At 66.8% G+C, this 14,818-nt stretch carries 12 protein-coding genes and 4 tRNA genes; 5 read left to right on the plus strand and 11 right to left on the minus strand.

Annotation, left to right across the window (positions count from 1 at the left end):
* Positions 1-313 precede the first annotated feature (313 nt).
* The 10 genes from GV792_RS25095 to GV792_RS25140 form a co-directional block, all read right to left on the minus strand.
* The gene (locus GV792_RS25095; protein ID WP_163827123.1) at positions 314-1,357 is read right to left on the minus strand and encodes an NUDIX hydrolase; all 1,044 of its coding nucleotides are present in this window, start codon (positions 1,355-1,357) and stop codon (positions 314-316) included.
* Positions 1,357-2,481, minus strand: a complete 1,125-nt coding sequence (locus GV792_RS25100) for a glycosyltransferase family 4 protein (protein WP_163827063.1) — start codon at positions 2,479-2,481, stop codon at positions 1,357-1,359. The genes GV792_RS25095 and GV792_RS25100 overlap by 1 nt, the downstream gene beginning before the upstream one ends.
* Positions 2,478-3,452: a phosphatidylinositol mannoside acyltransferase gene (locus tag GV792_RS25105; protein ID WP_163827125.1), complete on the minus strand. Its 975-nt coding sequence runs from the start codon at positions 3,450-3,452 to the stop codon at positions 2,478-2,480. Before GV792_RS25105 ends, GV792_RS25100 begins: the two co-directional genes overlap by 4 nt.
* Before the next feature lie 56 nt (positions 3,453-3,508).
* Positions 3,509-4,195: a phosphatidylinositol phosphate synthase gene (pgsA, locus tag GV792_RS25110; RefSeq protein WP_163827066.1), complete on the minus strand. Its 687-nt coding sequence runs from the start codon at positions 4,193-4,195 to the stop codon at positions 3,509-3,511.
* 4 nt (positions 4,196-4,199) lie between these two features.
* Complete coding sequence (locus tag GV792_RS25115) at positions 4,200-4,781, minus strand: HIT family protein (protein WP_163827068.1); 582 nt, start codon at positions 4,779-4,781, stop codon at positions 4,200-4,202.
* Positions 4,778-6,847 carry a threonine--tRNA ligase gene (gene thrS / locus GV792_RS25120; protein WP_163827070.1) on the minus strand — a complete coding sequence of 690 codons (2,070 nt, stop codon included), beginning with the start codon at positions 6,845-6,847 and terminating at the stop codon, positions 4,778-4,780. The genes GV792_RS25115 and thrS overlap by 4 nt, the downstream gene beginning before the upstream one ends.
* 257 nt (positions 6,848-7,104) lie before the next feature.
* A complete protein-coding gene (locus GV792_RS25125; protein ID WP_309138711.1) occupies positions 7,105-7,923 on the minus strand; it encodes a (2Fe-2S)-binding protein in 819 nt (272 codons plus the stop codon).
* Entirely contained in the window at positions 7,920-8,351 is a 432-nt protein-coding gene (locus tag GV792_RS25130) for a TIGR02611 family protein (RefSeq protein ID WP_163827073.1), read from the minus strand. The genes GV792_RS25125 and GV792_RS25130 overlap by 4 nt, the downstream gene beginning before the upstream one ends.
* A 116-nt stretch (positions 8,352-8,467) precedes the next feature.
* Positions 8,468-10,735: a SulP family inorganic anion transporter gene (locus GV792_RS25135; RefSeq protein ID WP_163827075.1), complete on the minus strand. Its 2,268-nt coding sequence runs from the start codon at positions 10,733-10,735 to the stop codon at positions 8,468-8,470.
* An 840-nt stretch (positions 10,736-11,575) separates the two neighbouring features.
* Positions 11,576-11,647: transfer RNA gene (locus GV792_RS25140), tRNA-Val, on the minus strand.
* A gap of 468 nt (positions 11,648-12,115) precedes the next feature.
* Between GV792_RS25140 and GV792_RS25145 the strand changes: the two genes are divergently transcribed.
* From GV792_RS25145 to GV792_RS25165, 5 genes are all read left to right on the plus strand, one after another.
* A tRNA-Gly gene (locus GV792_RS25145) sits at positions 12,116-12,188 on the plus strand.
* 46 nt (positions 12,189-12,234) lie between these two features.
* Positions 12,235-12,305: transfer RNA gene (locus GV792_RS25150), tRNA-Cys, on the plus strand.
* Between the two features lies 1 nt (position 12,306).
* Positions 12,307-12,381: transfer RNA gene (locus tag GV792_RS25155), tRNA-Val, on the plus strand.
* A gap of 147 nt (positions 12,382-12,528) precedes the next feature.
* Positions 12,529-12,711 carry a hypothetical protein gene (locus GV792_RS25160; RefSeq protein WP_163827078.1) on the plus strand — a complete coding sequence of 61 codons (183 nt, stop codon included), beginning with the start codon at positions 12,529-12,531 and terminating at the stop codon, positions 12,709-12,711.
* A gap of 94 nt (positions 12,712-12,805) precedes the next feature.
* The gene (locus GV792_RS25165) at positions 12,806-14,050 is read left to right on the plus strand and encodes a sigma factor-like helix-turn-helix DNA-binding protein (RefSeq protein WP_309139154.1); all 1,245 of its coding nucleotides are present in this window, start codon (positions 12,806-12,808) and stop codon (positions 14,048-14,050) included.
* On the opposite strand, the gene GV792_RS25170 is transcribed toward GV792_RS25165, so the two are convergent.
* Positions 14,022-14,789, minus strand: a complete 768-nt coding sequence (locus GV792_RS25170) for a bestrophin-like domain (protein ID WP_163827080.1) — start codon at positions 14,787-14,789, stop codon at positions 14,022-14,024. The genes GV792_RS25165 and GV792_RS25170 overlap by 29 nt on opposite strands.
* Positions 14,790-14,818: the final 29 nt, after the last annotated feature.

The following is a 14,818-nucleotide window of genomic DNA, read 5'->3' on the forward strand; positions in this document are numbered from 1 at the left end:
ACCAGCACGTTCACTGCCATCGGGCCGGACTGGACCGATCGGGCTCGTTGATGGAGTCGAATTCGCCGGGCCCGATCCGGCTTCCGCGGACCCGGCGAACTACCCGCGCCGGATCAGATCGGGTTGATCACCAGCAACGTCGCCCAATACTCCGCCGCGGCGGGGCCGATGATCGGCATCAGGAAATCGAACAGGATGTACGACACGTACTACTCACCTCCACCCACCGAGTCGACCCTCGCTCGGCCTGCCAAACCGCATCGACGGTAACACGGCGGTGAATCCGGTCACAGTGATCGAGGAAATCGCCGTCTCAGCGGATGGAACGGACCTCTGGGTCGGCCGCGGCGGCCGCCGCGGCCGCGGCTTCTGCGATGAGTTCATCCAGGTGGTACGGGTACACCGTTTCGCCGGACGCGTCGAGTGCGGCGATATCGGCCGCGGTGCACCAGCGATGTCCGGTGATCGAACGCCGCTCGACATAGGTGAGATTGGCGGGTCGCGGATCGAACATCGGCACCCGAAGGGCGAAGAACAGCTCCTCGGAGCGGATCAGCTCACCGTTGAACGGGAACACCGCCACACGTCGCCAGATGGGCCCACGCAGCGCGGTCGGATCGGCGGTGAAGCCGGTTTCCTCGTGGATCTCGCGGACCGCCGCGTCCCGCAGGCTCTCCCCTGGTTCCACACCGCCACCGACGGTGAACCAGAACGACACCTCCGGCACTTTCGGATCGTTGCCGCGCATCAACAGCACGCGGCCCTGTTCGTCGATCAGGACCGCACGGGAGGAGGTGCGGATGGTGTCGACCTCGAGTCCGGTCGCCGCGGCGGGAGTGGCGCGCTCGGTGATCTCGAAATAGGTCGGCAGCGGCGCGGTACCGCCCAGGTGCAGGATCCGCACCGGACGCCGAGTGCGCAGCGCGAGAGTGTCGCGGACCGCGTCGTTGTGGAACCTCCGCGCGATCAGAACCCTGGCCTCGGCGTCGGCCAGCTCGGCCACCAGCTGGGGGCGCAGCTGCCCGATGTCGACCGACGACAGTGCCGCCGAGAGCTGATTCTCGACTGTTTCCCGGTCCGTCCGGCCGGCGCGTTCGGCGCGGTCCGCCAGCGTGGACAGCTGCTTGGCCTGGTCGGTGAGCACCGGATCGGAGACCGGACCCGCGATCGCCATCGCCACCGCTCGGGCGACCACCGCACGGCGTGCCAGCGCACCGTCGAGCGCCTGCCAGGACTGATCCGACCGCACGTGTAGCCGGTCGAGCCGGTTGGCGGTGGAATAGGCCCACAGGCCGATGGCCACGACCACCGCGGCGATCAGGGCGAGGACGAGAACGGTTGTCGCGGAAAAGGTGATCATCCGGCTGCCCTTACCCGGATGTCGCCGACGGTCACCGTCTCGTACACCCGCAGAATCTGTTCGGCCACCACCGGCCAGTCGTATTCGCCGACAACCTGCGTCGCCGCCCGCACCAGTTCCGCGCGGCGGGCGTCATCGGTGAGCACGGTGTCCAGCGCGGTGGCCAGCGCCGTCGAATCACCCACCGGCACCAGCAGTCCCGCGAGCCCGTCGCGCAGCACCCGGCGGAACGCATCGAGTTCGCTGGCGACAACCGCGGTACCCGCGGCCATCGCCTCGATCAGGATGATGCCGAAGCTCTCACCACCCAGGTTCGGCGCGACATAGACGTCTGCGCTCCGCATCGCCGAGGCCTTCTCCGCATCGGAGACCTGCCCGAGGAATCGCAGATGCCCGGCATGCGGGCCCGCCTCCTTGCGCAGCCGTTCCTCGTCGCCGCGACCGACGATCAGGATCTCGATCTCCGGATGCCTGCGCACCAGCGCGGGCAATGCGCCGAGCAGCACCTCCATGCCCTTACGCGGTTCGTCGTAGCGGCCGAGGAACAGAACCGTGCCGCCCCTGCGTGGATAGCCGTCGAGCATCGGGGCACGCGCGAATGCCGGCACGTCGACCCCGTTGGGGATCTCCACCGCATCCGACCCCAGCGCCTCGACCTGCCAACGCCGCGCCAGCTCCGACACCGCGATCCGGCCGCTGATCTTCTCGTGATACGGACGTAGCACACCCTGAAAGGTGCTGAGCACCAGCGATTTCGTCGTCGAGGTGTGGAAGGTCGCCACAATCGGACCTTCGGCGATCTTGAGGGCGAGCATGGACAGGCTCGGCGCGTTCGGCTCGTGGATATGCAGCACGTCGAAATCGTTGCCGTCGATCCAGCGGCGGATCCGGGTGTAGGCGGTGGGCCCGAACGACAACCGCGCGACCGAGCCGTTGTACGGGATCGCCACCGCACGGCCGGCCGATACGACGAACTCCGGCAGCGGCGTCGAATCCGATGCGGGCGCAAGGACACTCACCTTGTGCCCGCGCTCGATCATCACCCGTGCCAGCTCGACCACATGTGCCTGCACACCGCCCGGGACGTCGAACGAATAGGGGCAGACCATGCCGATCTTCATCGCTGCGCGTCTCCCCCGTCGATGCCGCCGCCGCGTAAGCCCGGATCGTCCAGATCCGCCTGCGCGGCTGCGATTCTGGCGCGTCGCTGTTCGGACAGATCGCTTTCCCATAGCGGTTGCAGCATGTGCCAGTCGGCGGGATGTGCTGCGATATTCGCTGCGAAGCGATCGGCCAGCGCCTGCGTGGCCGGACCGACACCACCCGAAATATCCAGCGGGGCATCAACTTTCATACCCCAACCCTCATGCCCGGACTCGTCGGCGGTGAACCAGGCGTGCACCGGCATCAGCGCAGCACCGGTCTCGATCGCCAGCTTCGCCGCCCCGGCGGGCATCCAGGTGCGCTCACCGAAGAAATCCACCGGAACGCCCTTGCCGGTCAGATCACGCTCACCCATCAGGCAGACGATCTTGTTCTCCCGCAATCGCGCCGCCAGCTGCGGAAACGGCGGCTGCTCGCCACCGGTCAGCGCGAACACCTCGAAGCCGAGGCTCTCCCGGTATGCGACGAACCGTTCGAACAGCGATTCCGGCTGCAACCGCTCGGCGACGGTGCTGAAGGTGCCATAGTTCTGCACCAGCCACATGCCAGCCATATCCCAGTTACCCGAATGTGGCAGCACCAAAATCCCGCCCCGACCTCCGGCGAGCGCGGCGTCCAGATGTGCAAGGCCCTCCACTGGGATCCGGCCAGGGGAAGCCAGCGCGGCATGGTCCATAGCCGGTAACCGGAACGCCTCGCGCCAATAGCGCGCGTAGGAGCGCATGCTCGCGCGGATCAGCTCGTCGGGCACCACCTCCGGTGCGACCCCGAGCACACGAGCAAGATTGCGGCGCAGTTGCTCCGGACCGCCATCTCGCACCACGCGGTCGGCGCCCCAATCGAACAGCCTGCGCGCGACCGGCTCCGGAAGGGCCCGCACCAGCCGCCAGCCTGTCGCGTAACCGCGGTCGCTGAGCCCGCTCTTGATGCGTGCGGCAATGCCGTCGAGGGCCTGTGCTGTCCGCGGGCGGGTGGCGGTCGCGGTCACGACTGCCGCTCCGTCGAGTCCTCGGCCGGCTCCTGCGGACGCGCCATCGGAATGATCTCGCGCGCCCCCGGCGACGCGCGCACCGCCAGCACCCGCTGAAACACCGTCACGATGCTGAACACCGCGAGGAGCCACATCGCGACGTACACCGCCCAGGTCAGCCATCCGATCCCCCAATATCCGCCGATGCCGGTGAATCCGGCGCCCACCAGCACGATGACCAGCCGGTCTGGTCGCTCGATGAGACCGCCGTCGGCCGACAATCCGCTGGCTTCGGCCCGCGCCTTGGCATACGAGATCACCTGCGAGGTCACCAGCACGACCAGGGTAGCGAAGAACAGCGGCTTGCTGTGCTCGTGATAGACCGCCCACCAGGCCAGACCCCCGAAGATCGCGCCGTCGGCGACCCGGTCACAGGTGGCGTCGAGCACCGCACCGTATTTCGTGCCGCCGCCGCGGGCCCGTGCCATCGCCCCGTCGAGCATGTCGAACATGACGAACAGCCAGATCACCATCGTTCCCCAGAACAGGTGACCGGACGGGAACAGCGTGACCGCCGCAGCGATCGAGGCTGCCGTCCCGATGAGAGTCATCGCGTCCGGGGTGAGGCCGGTGCGCACCAGTGCCCTCCCGAGCGGCGCCGTCGCTTTGGCGAACGTCGCACGACCGAAGATGCTGAGCACCGATCTACTCCTCGTCCCAGGCTGCGGCGAGCAGTGCCCTGGTCTCCCTGAGCAACTGAGGCATCACCTTGACCCCGCCCACGACGGTGATGAAGTTCGCGTCACCACCCCACCGCGGCACGATGTGCTGGTGCAGATGGTCGGCCAGCGATCCACCCGCGACGCCGCCGAGGTTGAGTCCGACGTTGAAGCCGTGCGGCCGCGACACCCGCTTCATCACCCGGATGGCCTGCTGGGTGAACGCCATCAGTTCGGCGCTCTCGGCGTCAGTGAGGTCTTCCAGGTTGGCGACCCGCCGGTACGGGACCACCATCATGTGGCCGGGGTTGTACGGGTACAGGTTGAGCACCGCGTACACCAGTTCACCTCGGGCGACCACCAGACCGTCCTCATCGGTCATCTTCGGGATATCGGTGAACGGGTGGCCGGTCGCATCCTTGGGCGGCGCGGTGGCAGCTTCGGCGATATACGACATTCGGTAGGGCGTCCACAACCGCTGCAGCCGGTCCGGTTCCCCCGGACCGCGGTCAACGATGTCGCCGCCGTTCTCGGTGCCCCGAAGCGCGGCGGCGCCGGTATCGCTCATCGACGCTCACCGCCACCGGCGGTACGGATCTCGAAGCCCTCCGCCGTCGGAGACGCGTTGTCGCGCCGGGCAATCCAGTCCACGATGGTCTCCACCGCATCAGCCACCGGGACGCCGTTGACCTGGGTGCCGTCGCGGAACCGGAAGCTGACCGCGTCGGCGTTGACGTCACGCTCACCGGCCAGCAGCATGAACGGCACCTTCTGGGCGGTGTTGTTGAAGATCTTCTTCTGCATCCGGTCGTCGCTGCGATCCACGTGCGCACGCACCCCGGCCTCGTGCAGCAATTCGATCACCCGGTCCAGATGCGGTGCGAAGGCCTCCGCGACCGGGATGCCGACCACCTGCACCGGCGACAGCCAGGCGGGGAATGCGCCCGCGTAGTGCTCGGTGAGCACACCGAAGAACCGCTCGATGGAACCGAACAGGGCGCGGTGGATCATCACCGGGCGCTGTTTGGTGCCGTCGGAGGCGGTGTATTCCAGGTTGAACCGTTCGGGCAGGTTGAAGTCGAGCTGGATGGTCGACATCTGCCAGGTCCGCCCGAGGGCGTCCTTGGCCTGCACCGAGATCTTCGGGCCGTAGAACGCGGCGCCGCCCGGATCGGGCACCAGGTCGAGACCGGAGGCCGCGGCCACCTTGGACAGGGTTTCGGTGGCCTCCTCCCAGATCTCGTCGGCGCCGACGAACTTCTCCGGGTCCTTGGTGGACAGCTCCAGGTAGAAGTCGTCGAGGCCGTAATCCTTGAGCAGGTCGAGCACGAAGTGCAGGGTGTTGGTGAGCTCCGCGTGCATCTGCTCTTTGGTGCAGTAGATGTGCGCGTCGTCCTGGGTCATGCCGCGCACGCGGGTCAGACCGTGTACCACACCGGACTTCTCGTACCGGTAGACCGAGCCGAACTCGAACAGCCGCAGCGGCAGCTCCCGATACGACCGGCCACGGGACCGGAAGATCAGGTTGTGCATCGGGCAGTTCATCGGCTTGACGTAGTAGTCCTGGCCGGGCTTGCGGACGGTGCCGTCCTCGTTGTACTCCGCGTCCAGGTGCATGGCAGGGAACATGCCGTCGCGGTACCAGTCGAGGTGACCGGACACCTCGAACAGATGCCCCTTGGTGATGTGCGGGGTATTGACGAACTCGTAGCCTGCGGCAACATGCCTCCGCCGCGAGTACTCCTCGAGTTCCTTGCGGATGATGCCGCCCTTGGGGTGGAACACCGGCAGACCGGAGCCGAGCTCGTCGGGGAAGCTGAACAGGTCCAGCTCCAGGCCGAGCTTGCGGTGGTCGCGACGTTCGGCCTCGGCCAGCAGGTGCATGTGCTCGTCGAGCGCCTCCGACGACTCCCAGGCGGTGCCGTAGACACGCTGGAGATCCTCGCGGTTCTGATCACCACGCCAATAGGCGGCGGAGCTGCGGGTGAGCTTGAACGCAGGGATGAACTTGGTGGTCGGGATATGCGGGCCGCGGCACAGATCGCCCCACACGCGTTCCCCCGAACGCGGGTCGAGGTTGTCGTAGATGGTCAGCTCTTTACCGCCGACCTCCATCACCTCGGGATCGTCGATACCGGATTTGTCGCTGATCAATTCGAGCTTGAACGGCTCGTTCGCCAGCTCGACCCTGGCCTCCTCGACCTCGACCACCCGGCGCGAAAACCGCTGCGCGCCTTTGATGATCTTCTTCATCCTGGATTCCAGCTTGGCCAGATCCTCCGGGGTGAACGGCTTGTCGACGCGGAAGTCGTAGTAGAAGCCGTCTTTGATCGGTGGGCCGATGCCGAGCTTGGCCTCGGGGAACTCCTGCTGCACGGCCTGGGCAAGCACATGGGCGGCCGAATGCCGGATGACGCTGCGGCCCGCCTCGGTATTGGCGGCGACCGCGGTCACCTCGACGTCAACGTCTGGGGTCCAGGACAGGTCCTTGAGGTCGCCGGCGGCGTCACAGACGACGACGATGGTCTCCGGTCCCTTGGTCGGCAGGCCCGCCTCACGCACCGCGGCACCCGCCGTAGTCCCGGCCGGCACCCGGACGAGGGCGGCTGGGCTGAGGGGCGCTGTGGTGGTCACGGCTCTGACTCTCCTTGGTTTCCGCGGTCCGGTGTCGTTCCGGCTCGCTCCGGTTGCAGACCGCCGTTTCCCGGGCTCAACCCGGAGGGTGACGGCTGGTCCGTCGATCGCAGGCCGGACGGTACCCGGCCGCGACCATGCTATCGGGACAGACGTGACCATGCGTCGACGGACCGGGGCGGCGAGCCCGGCCCGACGGCCCCACTACCGTTCGGTACGGCGGGTCGCTGTGCCCCTCGAGTCGGTGCGGCCGACGATCAGTCCCGCGCGGCCAGCTCGGCGAGTAACTGCTGACGTTCAGCACTCGGGCGTTTCGGGCAGCTGGTGCACATCTGGCAGCCGGGCACCTCGTAGACCAGGCAGCAGGAGATCCGGCGCACGAAAGTGCGTTCGCCGATGTCGACGAACCGCGGTGCGGGCAGCCTGCCGCCGATCTCGGCCGCCAGCCGCGTCCCTGCCTCCGGGAGGCCTGCGTCGATGGCCCGATTGCCGATCGCGTCGGCGACCACCGCCCACAGCGCCGGCGCACGGGCCCCGGACACTGCCGCTACCTGCGCGATCACCGCGGTCAAGGTTTCCCGCAGTGCCCTGCCCGCGTCGGACTGCTCTTTATCGGGCAGCGTCGATATGGCCGGCACGTCCGGGGCGTCGGTGAGTTCGATCTCCGCACTGCCGGCCGCTGAGCCGATGACGCCGGCACAGTCCTCGGTGAACCCGGCGCAGCTGCCGGTCGCCGAACCACCGGCGTCCACGCTGCTGTCGGTCGAGCCGTCGGGGAGGTCGGTCTTCGAGCCGACGGTCTCGGCGGTGCTCTCAGCCGATCCGGCGAAGACGATCCGGTCTACACCACCGTCCGGGCGCACCTCGCAGCCGATGCGATCGAGCTGCGCCACGGGTGCGCGCTCGCCCGCGGCGTAGGCCCGCGCGAGCGGCTCCACCAGCGCCGAGGCCACCATGCACCACCACAGGGTGGCACCGACGCGCGGTGTGTCGGTCCCCCACGATCGCCCCATCTCGGCGATGCGTGCCGTCAGCCAGTCCGGGTCGGTGAGCATCCGGCCCGCAACCGTGCTCACGACATCAGGGGACTGTGCAACCATTGCCACTCGACTCCGATCCAGCCGCCGATCAATCCGAACGTTCCGAGAACCCACAGTGTCGCCACGACTAGCGCAGCGGTGGCCAGCGCGGCAAGCACCTTGAAGACCGTTCCCCGCCCGCCGTACCACGCCATGACCTGCCGGTATCGGTCCCGCAGCCAGCCGAGGGCACGTCGTGCCCAGGAGAATTCGGTGGCCAGGATGCCGAGACCGGCGAAAACCATCGCCCAGCCCGGTCCGGGATAGGGAATCGCGACGATGCCGATGACGAGCACGACGGTTCCGGCCAGCGCCACCCCGATCCGGTAGGCGAGGTTCAGGGTAGGACGCGCAGAAACCCGGTCCCGGAAGGCGCGCCAGGACTTCGGCTCGGTGGGCGGTTGCGGGTCCAGCTCGATGCTCACGATCCCAGCCTAATTGGGCCCTGCCGGACAGAATCCTCGAAGAGACCCCGCCCGGCCGAGCACCCGCCCCGCCGGGTCGCGGGGCGGGTGGTCCTGGCGATCGCGCTCCCCGCCGGTCACACCAGCTGCGTTGCGACGCGACGACCGGACTCGTCGATATGGGCGATCCCGTCGACGCTGACCTCGATCACCCTTGCGCTGGCGATATCGAAGAACAGACCCGACACCGTCACCCCACGCTCGGCGACCGCGCGGCTCACCACCGGATGCCGGTGCAGATGCTCGAGCTGTACCGCGATATTGACCATGCTGAGCTGGTCCACCTCACCGAAACCGGCGGCCTCGGCCGCCCGGCGGACCGGGTGTCCGTCGCGGAACCGGTCGAGGCTTGGCCGCGCGTGCTCGAGCCAGCTGTCGATCTCGGGCCCGCACGGTTGCCCGGAGTGCAGTGCGGTCATCGCCCCGCAGGAGGAATGACCGCAGACGACCACCGAGCGCACGCAGAGGTTCTGTAACGCGAACACCAGCGCCGATTCCACCGAGGCGTCGCCGTGCTCGGGCACGAGATTGCCCACATTGCGCACGGTGAACAGGTCGCCGGGACCGCTGTTGGTGATGATGTTGGGCACGATCCGCGAGTCCGAGCAGGTCAGGAAGAACGAATCCGGATCCTGCCGGTCACGCAGCTCGTCCAGATGCGGCCGCACCAGATGCGCGTGTCCGCGGTGGTAGGCGGCGATCCCGCTGACGATCGGATCGTGGATATCGTCGCTGCCCTTCTTCTCCTTGCGGTCGCTCACCCGCCACGGGCCGAGCACATCGTCGAGGACAACGCGGCCGAAGCTGCGGGCCGGCGGTGCGCTGGTCGCGGCTTCCATACGCGCCGCGCCGATCTCCACGAAATCAACCGTGCCACCGTTGGCCTCGTGCTGGCGTGCCCAGTCGATGATGGCCTCGTAGGCGGCGTGATCGAGGAAGTCGACGGTCATCTCGACGGTGACGTCCACTCCAGCGGGAACCTTCGCGAAGGTTGTCGACAGCTTCGGCAGTGCGAGGAAGGTGCATGATCCGTCGATGCTCACCAACCACCGGTCGCTGCCCGCCAGCGGTTTGGCCTCGACGGTCACGCGCACGATGCGCCACAGCAGCAGCGCGAACGCCAGCGCCAGACCGATCAGCACACCCTCGAGCAGGTTGAGGAAAACCACCCCGGCGAGGGTCACCGCGTAGACGATCAGATCGCCGGTGCGGTGCGCCAGCTTGATGTGCGCGGTCTTGACCAGCTGCACGCCGATCACGATCAGCAATCCGGCAAGCGCGGCCATCGGGATCTGCTGCACCAGCCCGACCAAAGCGACCGAGAACAGCAGCACCCAGACGCCGTGCAGGACCGCCGAAGCCCGGCTGCGGGCACCGGCCACCACATTGGTCGAGCTGCGCACGATGACACCGGTGACGGGCAGACCGCCGAGCAGACCCGACACCACGTTGGCCGAACCCTGACCGATCATCTCCCGGTCGAAGTTCGCCCGCGGACCGGTGTGCATCTTGTCGATCGCGACTGCCGACAGCAGGCTTTCCACGCTGGCGATCAGCGCGAAGGTGAGAATCATCAGCGCGACACCGGCCCAGTCGCTGCTCGGCAGCGCGGGCAGCCCGATCGCGTCGAACAGCGAGCCGTTCAGCTCGATGCGCTGGACATCGGTGGGCAGGACCAGGGAGAGCACGGTGGCCAGCAGGATCGCCACCAGCGGGCCCGGCACCACCCGGACGCGTTCGGGCATGTACTTCCAGCCGAGCATGACGGCGATGACGACCAGGCCCACGAAGGCGCCGCCGATGTGCACCGACCCGAGCTGTGCGGGTAGGGAGGTGATGTTGGCCCAGGCCGAGCTTTCCGAATCACCGCCGAGCAGCACATGAACCTGCTGCAACGCGATGGTGACACCGATACCGGCGAGCATCGCGTGCACCACAACGGGAGCGACAGCCAGTGCGGCACGGGCAATTCGGCTCAGGCCGAACAGGATCTGTAACACACCGGCCGCGACGACGATGAAACCGGTGACGCGCCAGCCGAACTGGTTGATGGATTCGGCGACGATGACGGTGAGACCTGCGGCCGGGCCGCTCACTTGGAGTGCGGAGCCGCCGAGTGAGCCGGCGACGATGCCGCCGACAACGGCGGCGATGAGACCGGCGGCGACAGGCGCACCGGAGGCGATGGCGATGCCGAGCGACAGCGGCAGCGCGACTAGGAAGACCACAATCGAAGAGGGCAGATCGTAGCGCAGGATCGAGGACAAACGGTCGGACAGGGTGGATCCGGGTGCCGGGTCACCTGGCGGCGACAGCGGTGGGTTCGGATCGATCTTGGTAGCCATTGTTCTCCTTCGCCGACTCGGCAAACGCCGAGGTCGGTTGACGATCAACATGTCCAGTCGGGCAAGGACCGCGAACCGGCATCTCGCGGTGAAGAGGCTCCCGGCACGGCGACGGGCCGAGATTTAAACCGCGTCAATGATATTGGTAAAGACTTAGCAAAGCCTGAGAAGCGGACATTTCGTACGTAGTGCCACAATCGGACGGATGCGTGAGTCACATCACATGACACGTCCACTTATTACGTGACATACACGTCGCTCAGGCAGCCATGAGCGAGGCCGGCGGCCCACGTCACCACTCGCGCGCCGGACACGATAAGAGCAGCCGGATGGCGGTCATCTCGTGATGTTCAGCAGCATCCGAACGGCGAGCACGCGCCGGACACCCGCCGCACGGGCGGCCATCCGAAGATTCTGCGCTGCGATGGAATTCGCCTGGTCAGGAACATCGCGACAGGCGGGGCGAGGCGGCCGGAGCGGGCGGCCGGGGCGTGGCGACGTCCGTGATGCGGGATCGGTGTCGGTCGACATATTTCTCCTTCGCCGGCTCGGCGAATACCGATCCGGTTCATCGGTGGAACATGCACTGGCATCGAGATCGAGCGCGGGCGGGGCGGTAGCGCGGACTCATCGTGCTGACTATGACGGCCGGGCAACGCGGAACAGATCGATAGTAAAGACTTACCAAAGCCCCCGAAAAGGCTTTGGGGCCCGAATATGACAACCGCTATCAAACTGTGACACAGACCACACCCAGAGGTCGCCAGCCGTGGGAAGCGTTGGCGCACAGCGCCACAACGACAAAGCCCCCGATCGGAATCCGACCGGGGGCTTGCTCGGTGGTCCCAGCTGGTTTCGAACCAGCGACCTTCCGCGTGTGAGGCGGACGCTCTCCCGCTGAGCTATGGGACCATTCTTCGGCCGCTACACGGCCCTTCGGACCGCGCCGCGGGCGCCGTCCGAACGAGTAGGAATCCTAGCACGGCGCCCCCGGCGACCACCAAATCGCCCCTCCCCCAGCACGCCCGGATGATCGTTCCCGACTGCCACGTCTCGACACCCCGCTGCAGCGAAGCGTTCCCGAGGACATTCCTCCGCAGGCCGACCCGGCAACGAAGATGATCCGACACCGGCCATGCGATGCCGCCCCGCGCCACCACCACATAGACCGCATGCGCCGCCACCGGCAGTGTCGATCCGAACCGAGCGAAGGTCGCACGATCGGCCGGCGAACAACACGAGTACGGACCGCACCCGAACTACCCCCGTGTAATTCGTTTTCCACCCCATCTACCAGCGGATTTGTAGGTTGCGCCGAATGTCGGCTAATGTTCTGTCTCGCACCACGGAGGCGAACAACCCGCCACCGGGATGCAAAATGCGGATGTAGCGCAGCTGGTAGCGCATCACCTTGCCAAGGTGAGGGTCGCGGGTTCGAATCCCGTCATCCGCTCGAGAGGTAGGGCCAGGCAATAATTATTCGCCGTCCCCCTTTGCGCGGTGGAGTGGCCGAGTGGTGAGGCAACGGCCTGCAAAGCCGTGCACACGGGTTCGATTCCCGTCTCCACCTCGCGCGATTAGCTCAGCGGGAGAGCGCTTCCCTGACACGGAAGAGGTCACTGGTTCAATCCCAGTATCGCGCACCATCGCAATAGCAGGTCAGCCCCGGTTCACACCGGGGCTTTCGTGTTTTCCGGACTGGGCTGCTGTGCCCGAGATCCTACGAAGTGATGATCGGAAACCAATCCTCGAGGCCGATGCGCCGACAACCGCACCGCTACAGGATGAGAGTCATGCAGAAGCGAATGACTGGTATCGTCGGCGCCTTGCTCGTCCTCGCGGGGGTGATGCTGTGGTTGTTCGCCAGGGACACCGAATTCCTCTGGTTCCGCGGCGGGCCCCTCGGCATCGTGCTGATCGTGCTCGGACTGGTCGATCTGGCAACCATGTTCGCTAAGGACAAGGAACGACGCTGATCGGACGAACCGACTCGTCGGCCCCCACCGTTAGGCTGACGCCGACAGTGGCACACCGACCGGATTAACCGGTCCCCAGCAGGGAGTCATGCGGGTGGCGACAGATCGGGCTCGGCAACACCAGGACGGCGCGCAGCAGGCCGATGGCGTGGACACCGCCGACGAGATGGTCGACGATCTCGCCGAACACCTGAGCTTCGAACTCGACGACATCGACGAACGCCTGACCCGGCTGATCGATGACTACGCCGTCGACCGACCGCGCGGCGCGCAGATCCTGCGGCTGCGCCTCGGCATCGGCAACGGCCGACCTGAAACGCTCACCAGGATCGGGGCGCGATTCGACTTCTCCCGCGACCGGATCCGGCAGCTGCATACCCGCGCGGTCGGCGAACTGATCCGTCAAGCCCAGCTCACCGGGAACCTGCCCGCGGCCGAGTTCGCCGGACGATACCCGACATCAGCCAAAGACCAGCAGCTGGTGCGGGCGCTGCTGACCGAAACCTATGTCACCGCCACCGATCTCGTCGCCAACGAGCTTTCCTACCTGAAGCTGCGCTTGGCCGGGCATGCTGCCGCCGACGCCAAACGTGTCGCGGGATTCGTCACCCAGCGTCTGGCGGCGTGGCGCAAGAAAACCAACCACCGCCTGGCTCGACTGCACGAGGACACACCATTCCCCGTCGGTCACGACCGCACCTGGCTCGACCGGATCGAGTGGCCGCAGGCTGCGGGCTCGCCCACTGCGCTCCCCACCGATTCGGCGCGCACCCTCGACGGGGACGACGATGGACGCGGCCACTTCTACCTGGACAAGGTCGGTCGCGATGTCGGCTTCGATTCCGGGCTCGAAGCCAGGCTGTTCGGTGTGCTCAATGCCGACGAACGGATCAGCACTTTCCAGGAACACCCCGACGCCGTGCTCTACCAGCTGGATGGGGAGGAAGGCATCCACTTCCCCACTACCGCTGCCCAGTTCACCGACGGTCGCGTTGTCCTGATCGACGTGCAGCCGCTCGGCCAGATCGCCTTCCGAGGTCATCGCGCCCGGGCGGCCGCCGCACGCGCGTATGCCCATGACAACGGGTGGGGCCTGTTGATCTGGACCGGATCCGGGATCGGTCTCACCGACCTGCGTGATCTTCCCGTCGATCCCGCCGTGGACGCCCGTCTCGACGAGCTGGTCGAACAGGGCGTGGCGTCCTGGCCTGCGATCCGGCAGCTGCGTGCGGAGATCGGTCTCGATCCGTTGACCCTGACGGCCCTGGTGGTCCGCCACGACTGGTCCGTGGACCGTGACTCGTTCCGGCTCAGCGCATCACCAATGCCGCGGTCATGAACGTCACCAGCAGCATCATCGCGAAAATGGTGATCAGCTGCCAATGGTTGATGGTTTGATGCAGCCTGCCGATCGCAGCCCGTAGTGCCCGATCGGTCCGCTGCTGGTCGATGAGCTTGCGGTTGACCTCCGCGACGGCGTCCGCGTGCTCCTGGGCGTTGTGCTCGGTGCGCTCCATCCGATGGGTGAGCTTGGAGATCTGTTTGGTTTTGTCCCGCACCGATTTCCGTGACATCGCCAGCGCCGTGCGCTGGTTCACCAGCTCCTGGCGCTGCCGGGCGATCATCATCGCCTGCGTCTTGGTGTGCTGCTCCCAATCGGTCACCGATGCCCATCCCTTCCTCAATTCGTCGCGGTAGCCCCATGCGACTTCGCCATCGACCCACTGACGCAGGAACTCGCGCAACTCGTAGGGCTCCTGGCGCGGCGTCACCAGGGGGCCGGAGCCCATCTCCAACAGACCCGACACGGTGCGGTAGTCGCAGGCATTGGGTTCGAGGTCCTCGATACCGAGGGCCGGCAGCTGCGCCACCCAGAAACCGGGCGCGCACAACCACAGCACACCGGTGAAACCGATGGCGCGCAACCGATCCGTGTGTGCCTGGGCCAGCTCCTGAGTGAGCGGGCCGGTGCGCACCTCGATGGCGTATCGGCTGTCACCTTTACGCCAGTAGACGTCGACGGTCATCGAGCCGATACGGCAGTCGACCACGGCCTCATCCGCGCCGAATGCGAGCATCCGCGCGGCCAGCCAGAACTTCAGTCGCT

The organism is Nocardia cyriacigeorgica, assembly GCF_010868145.1.
GTDB classification, from domain to species: Bacteria; Actinomycetota; Actinomycetes; order Mycobacteriales; family Mycobacteriaceae; genus Nocardia; species Nocardia cyriacigeorgica_D.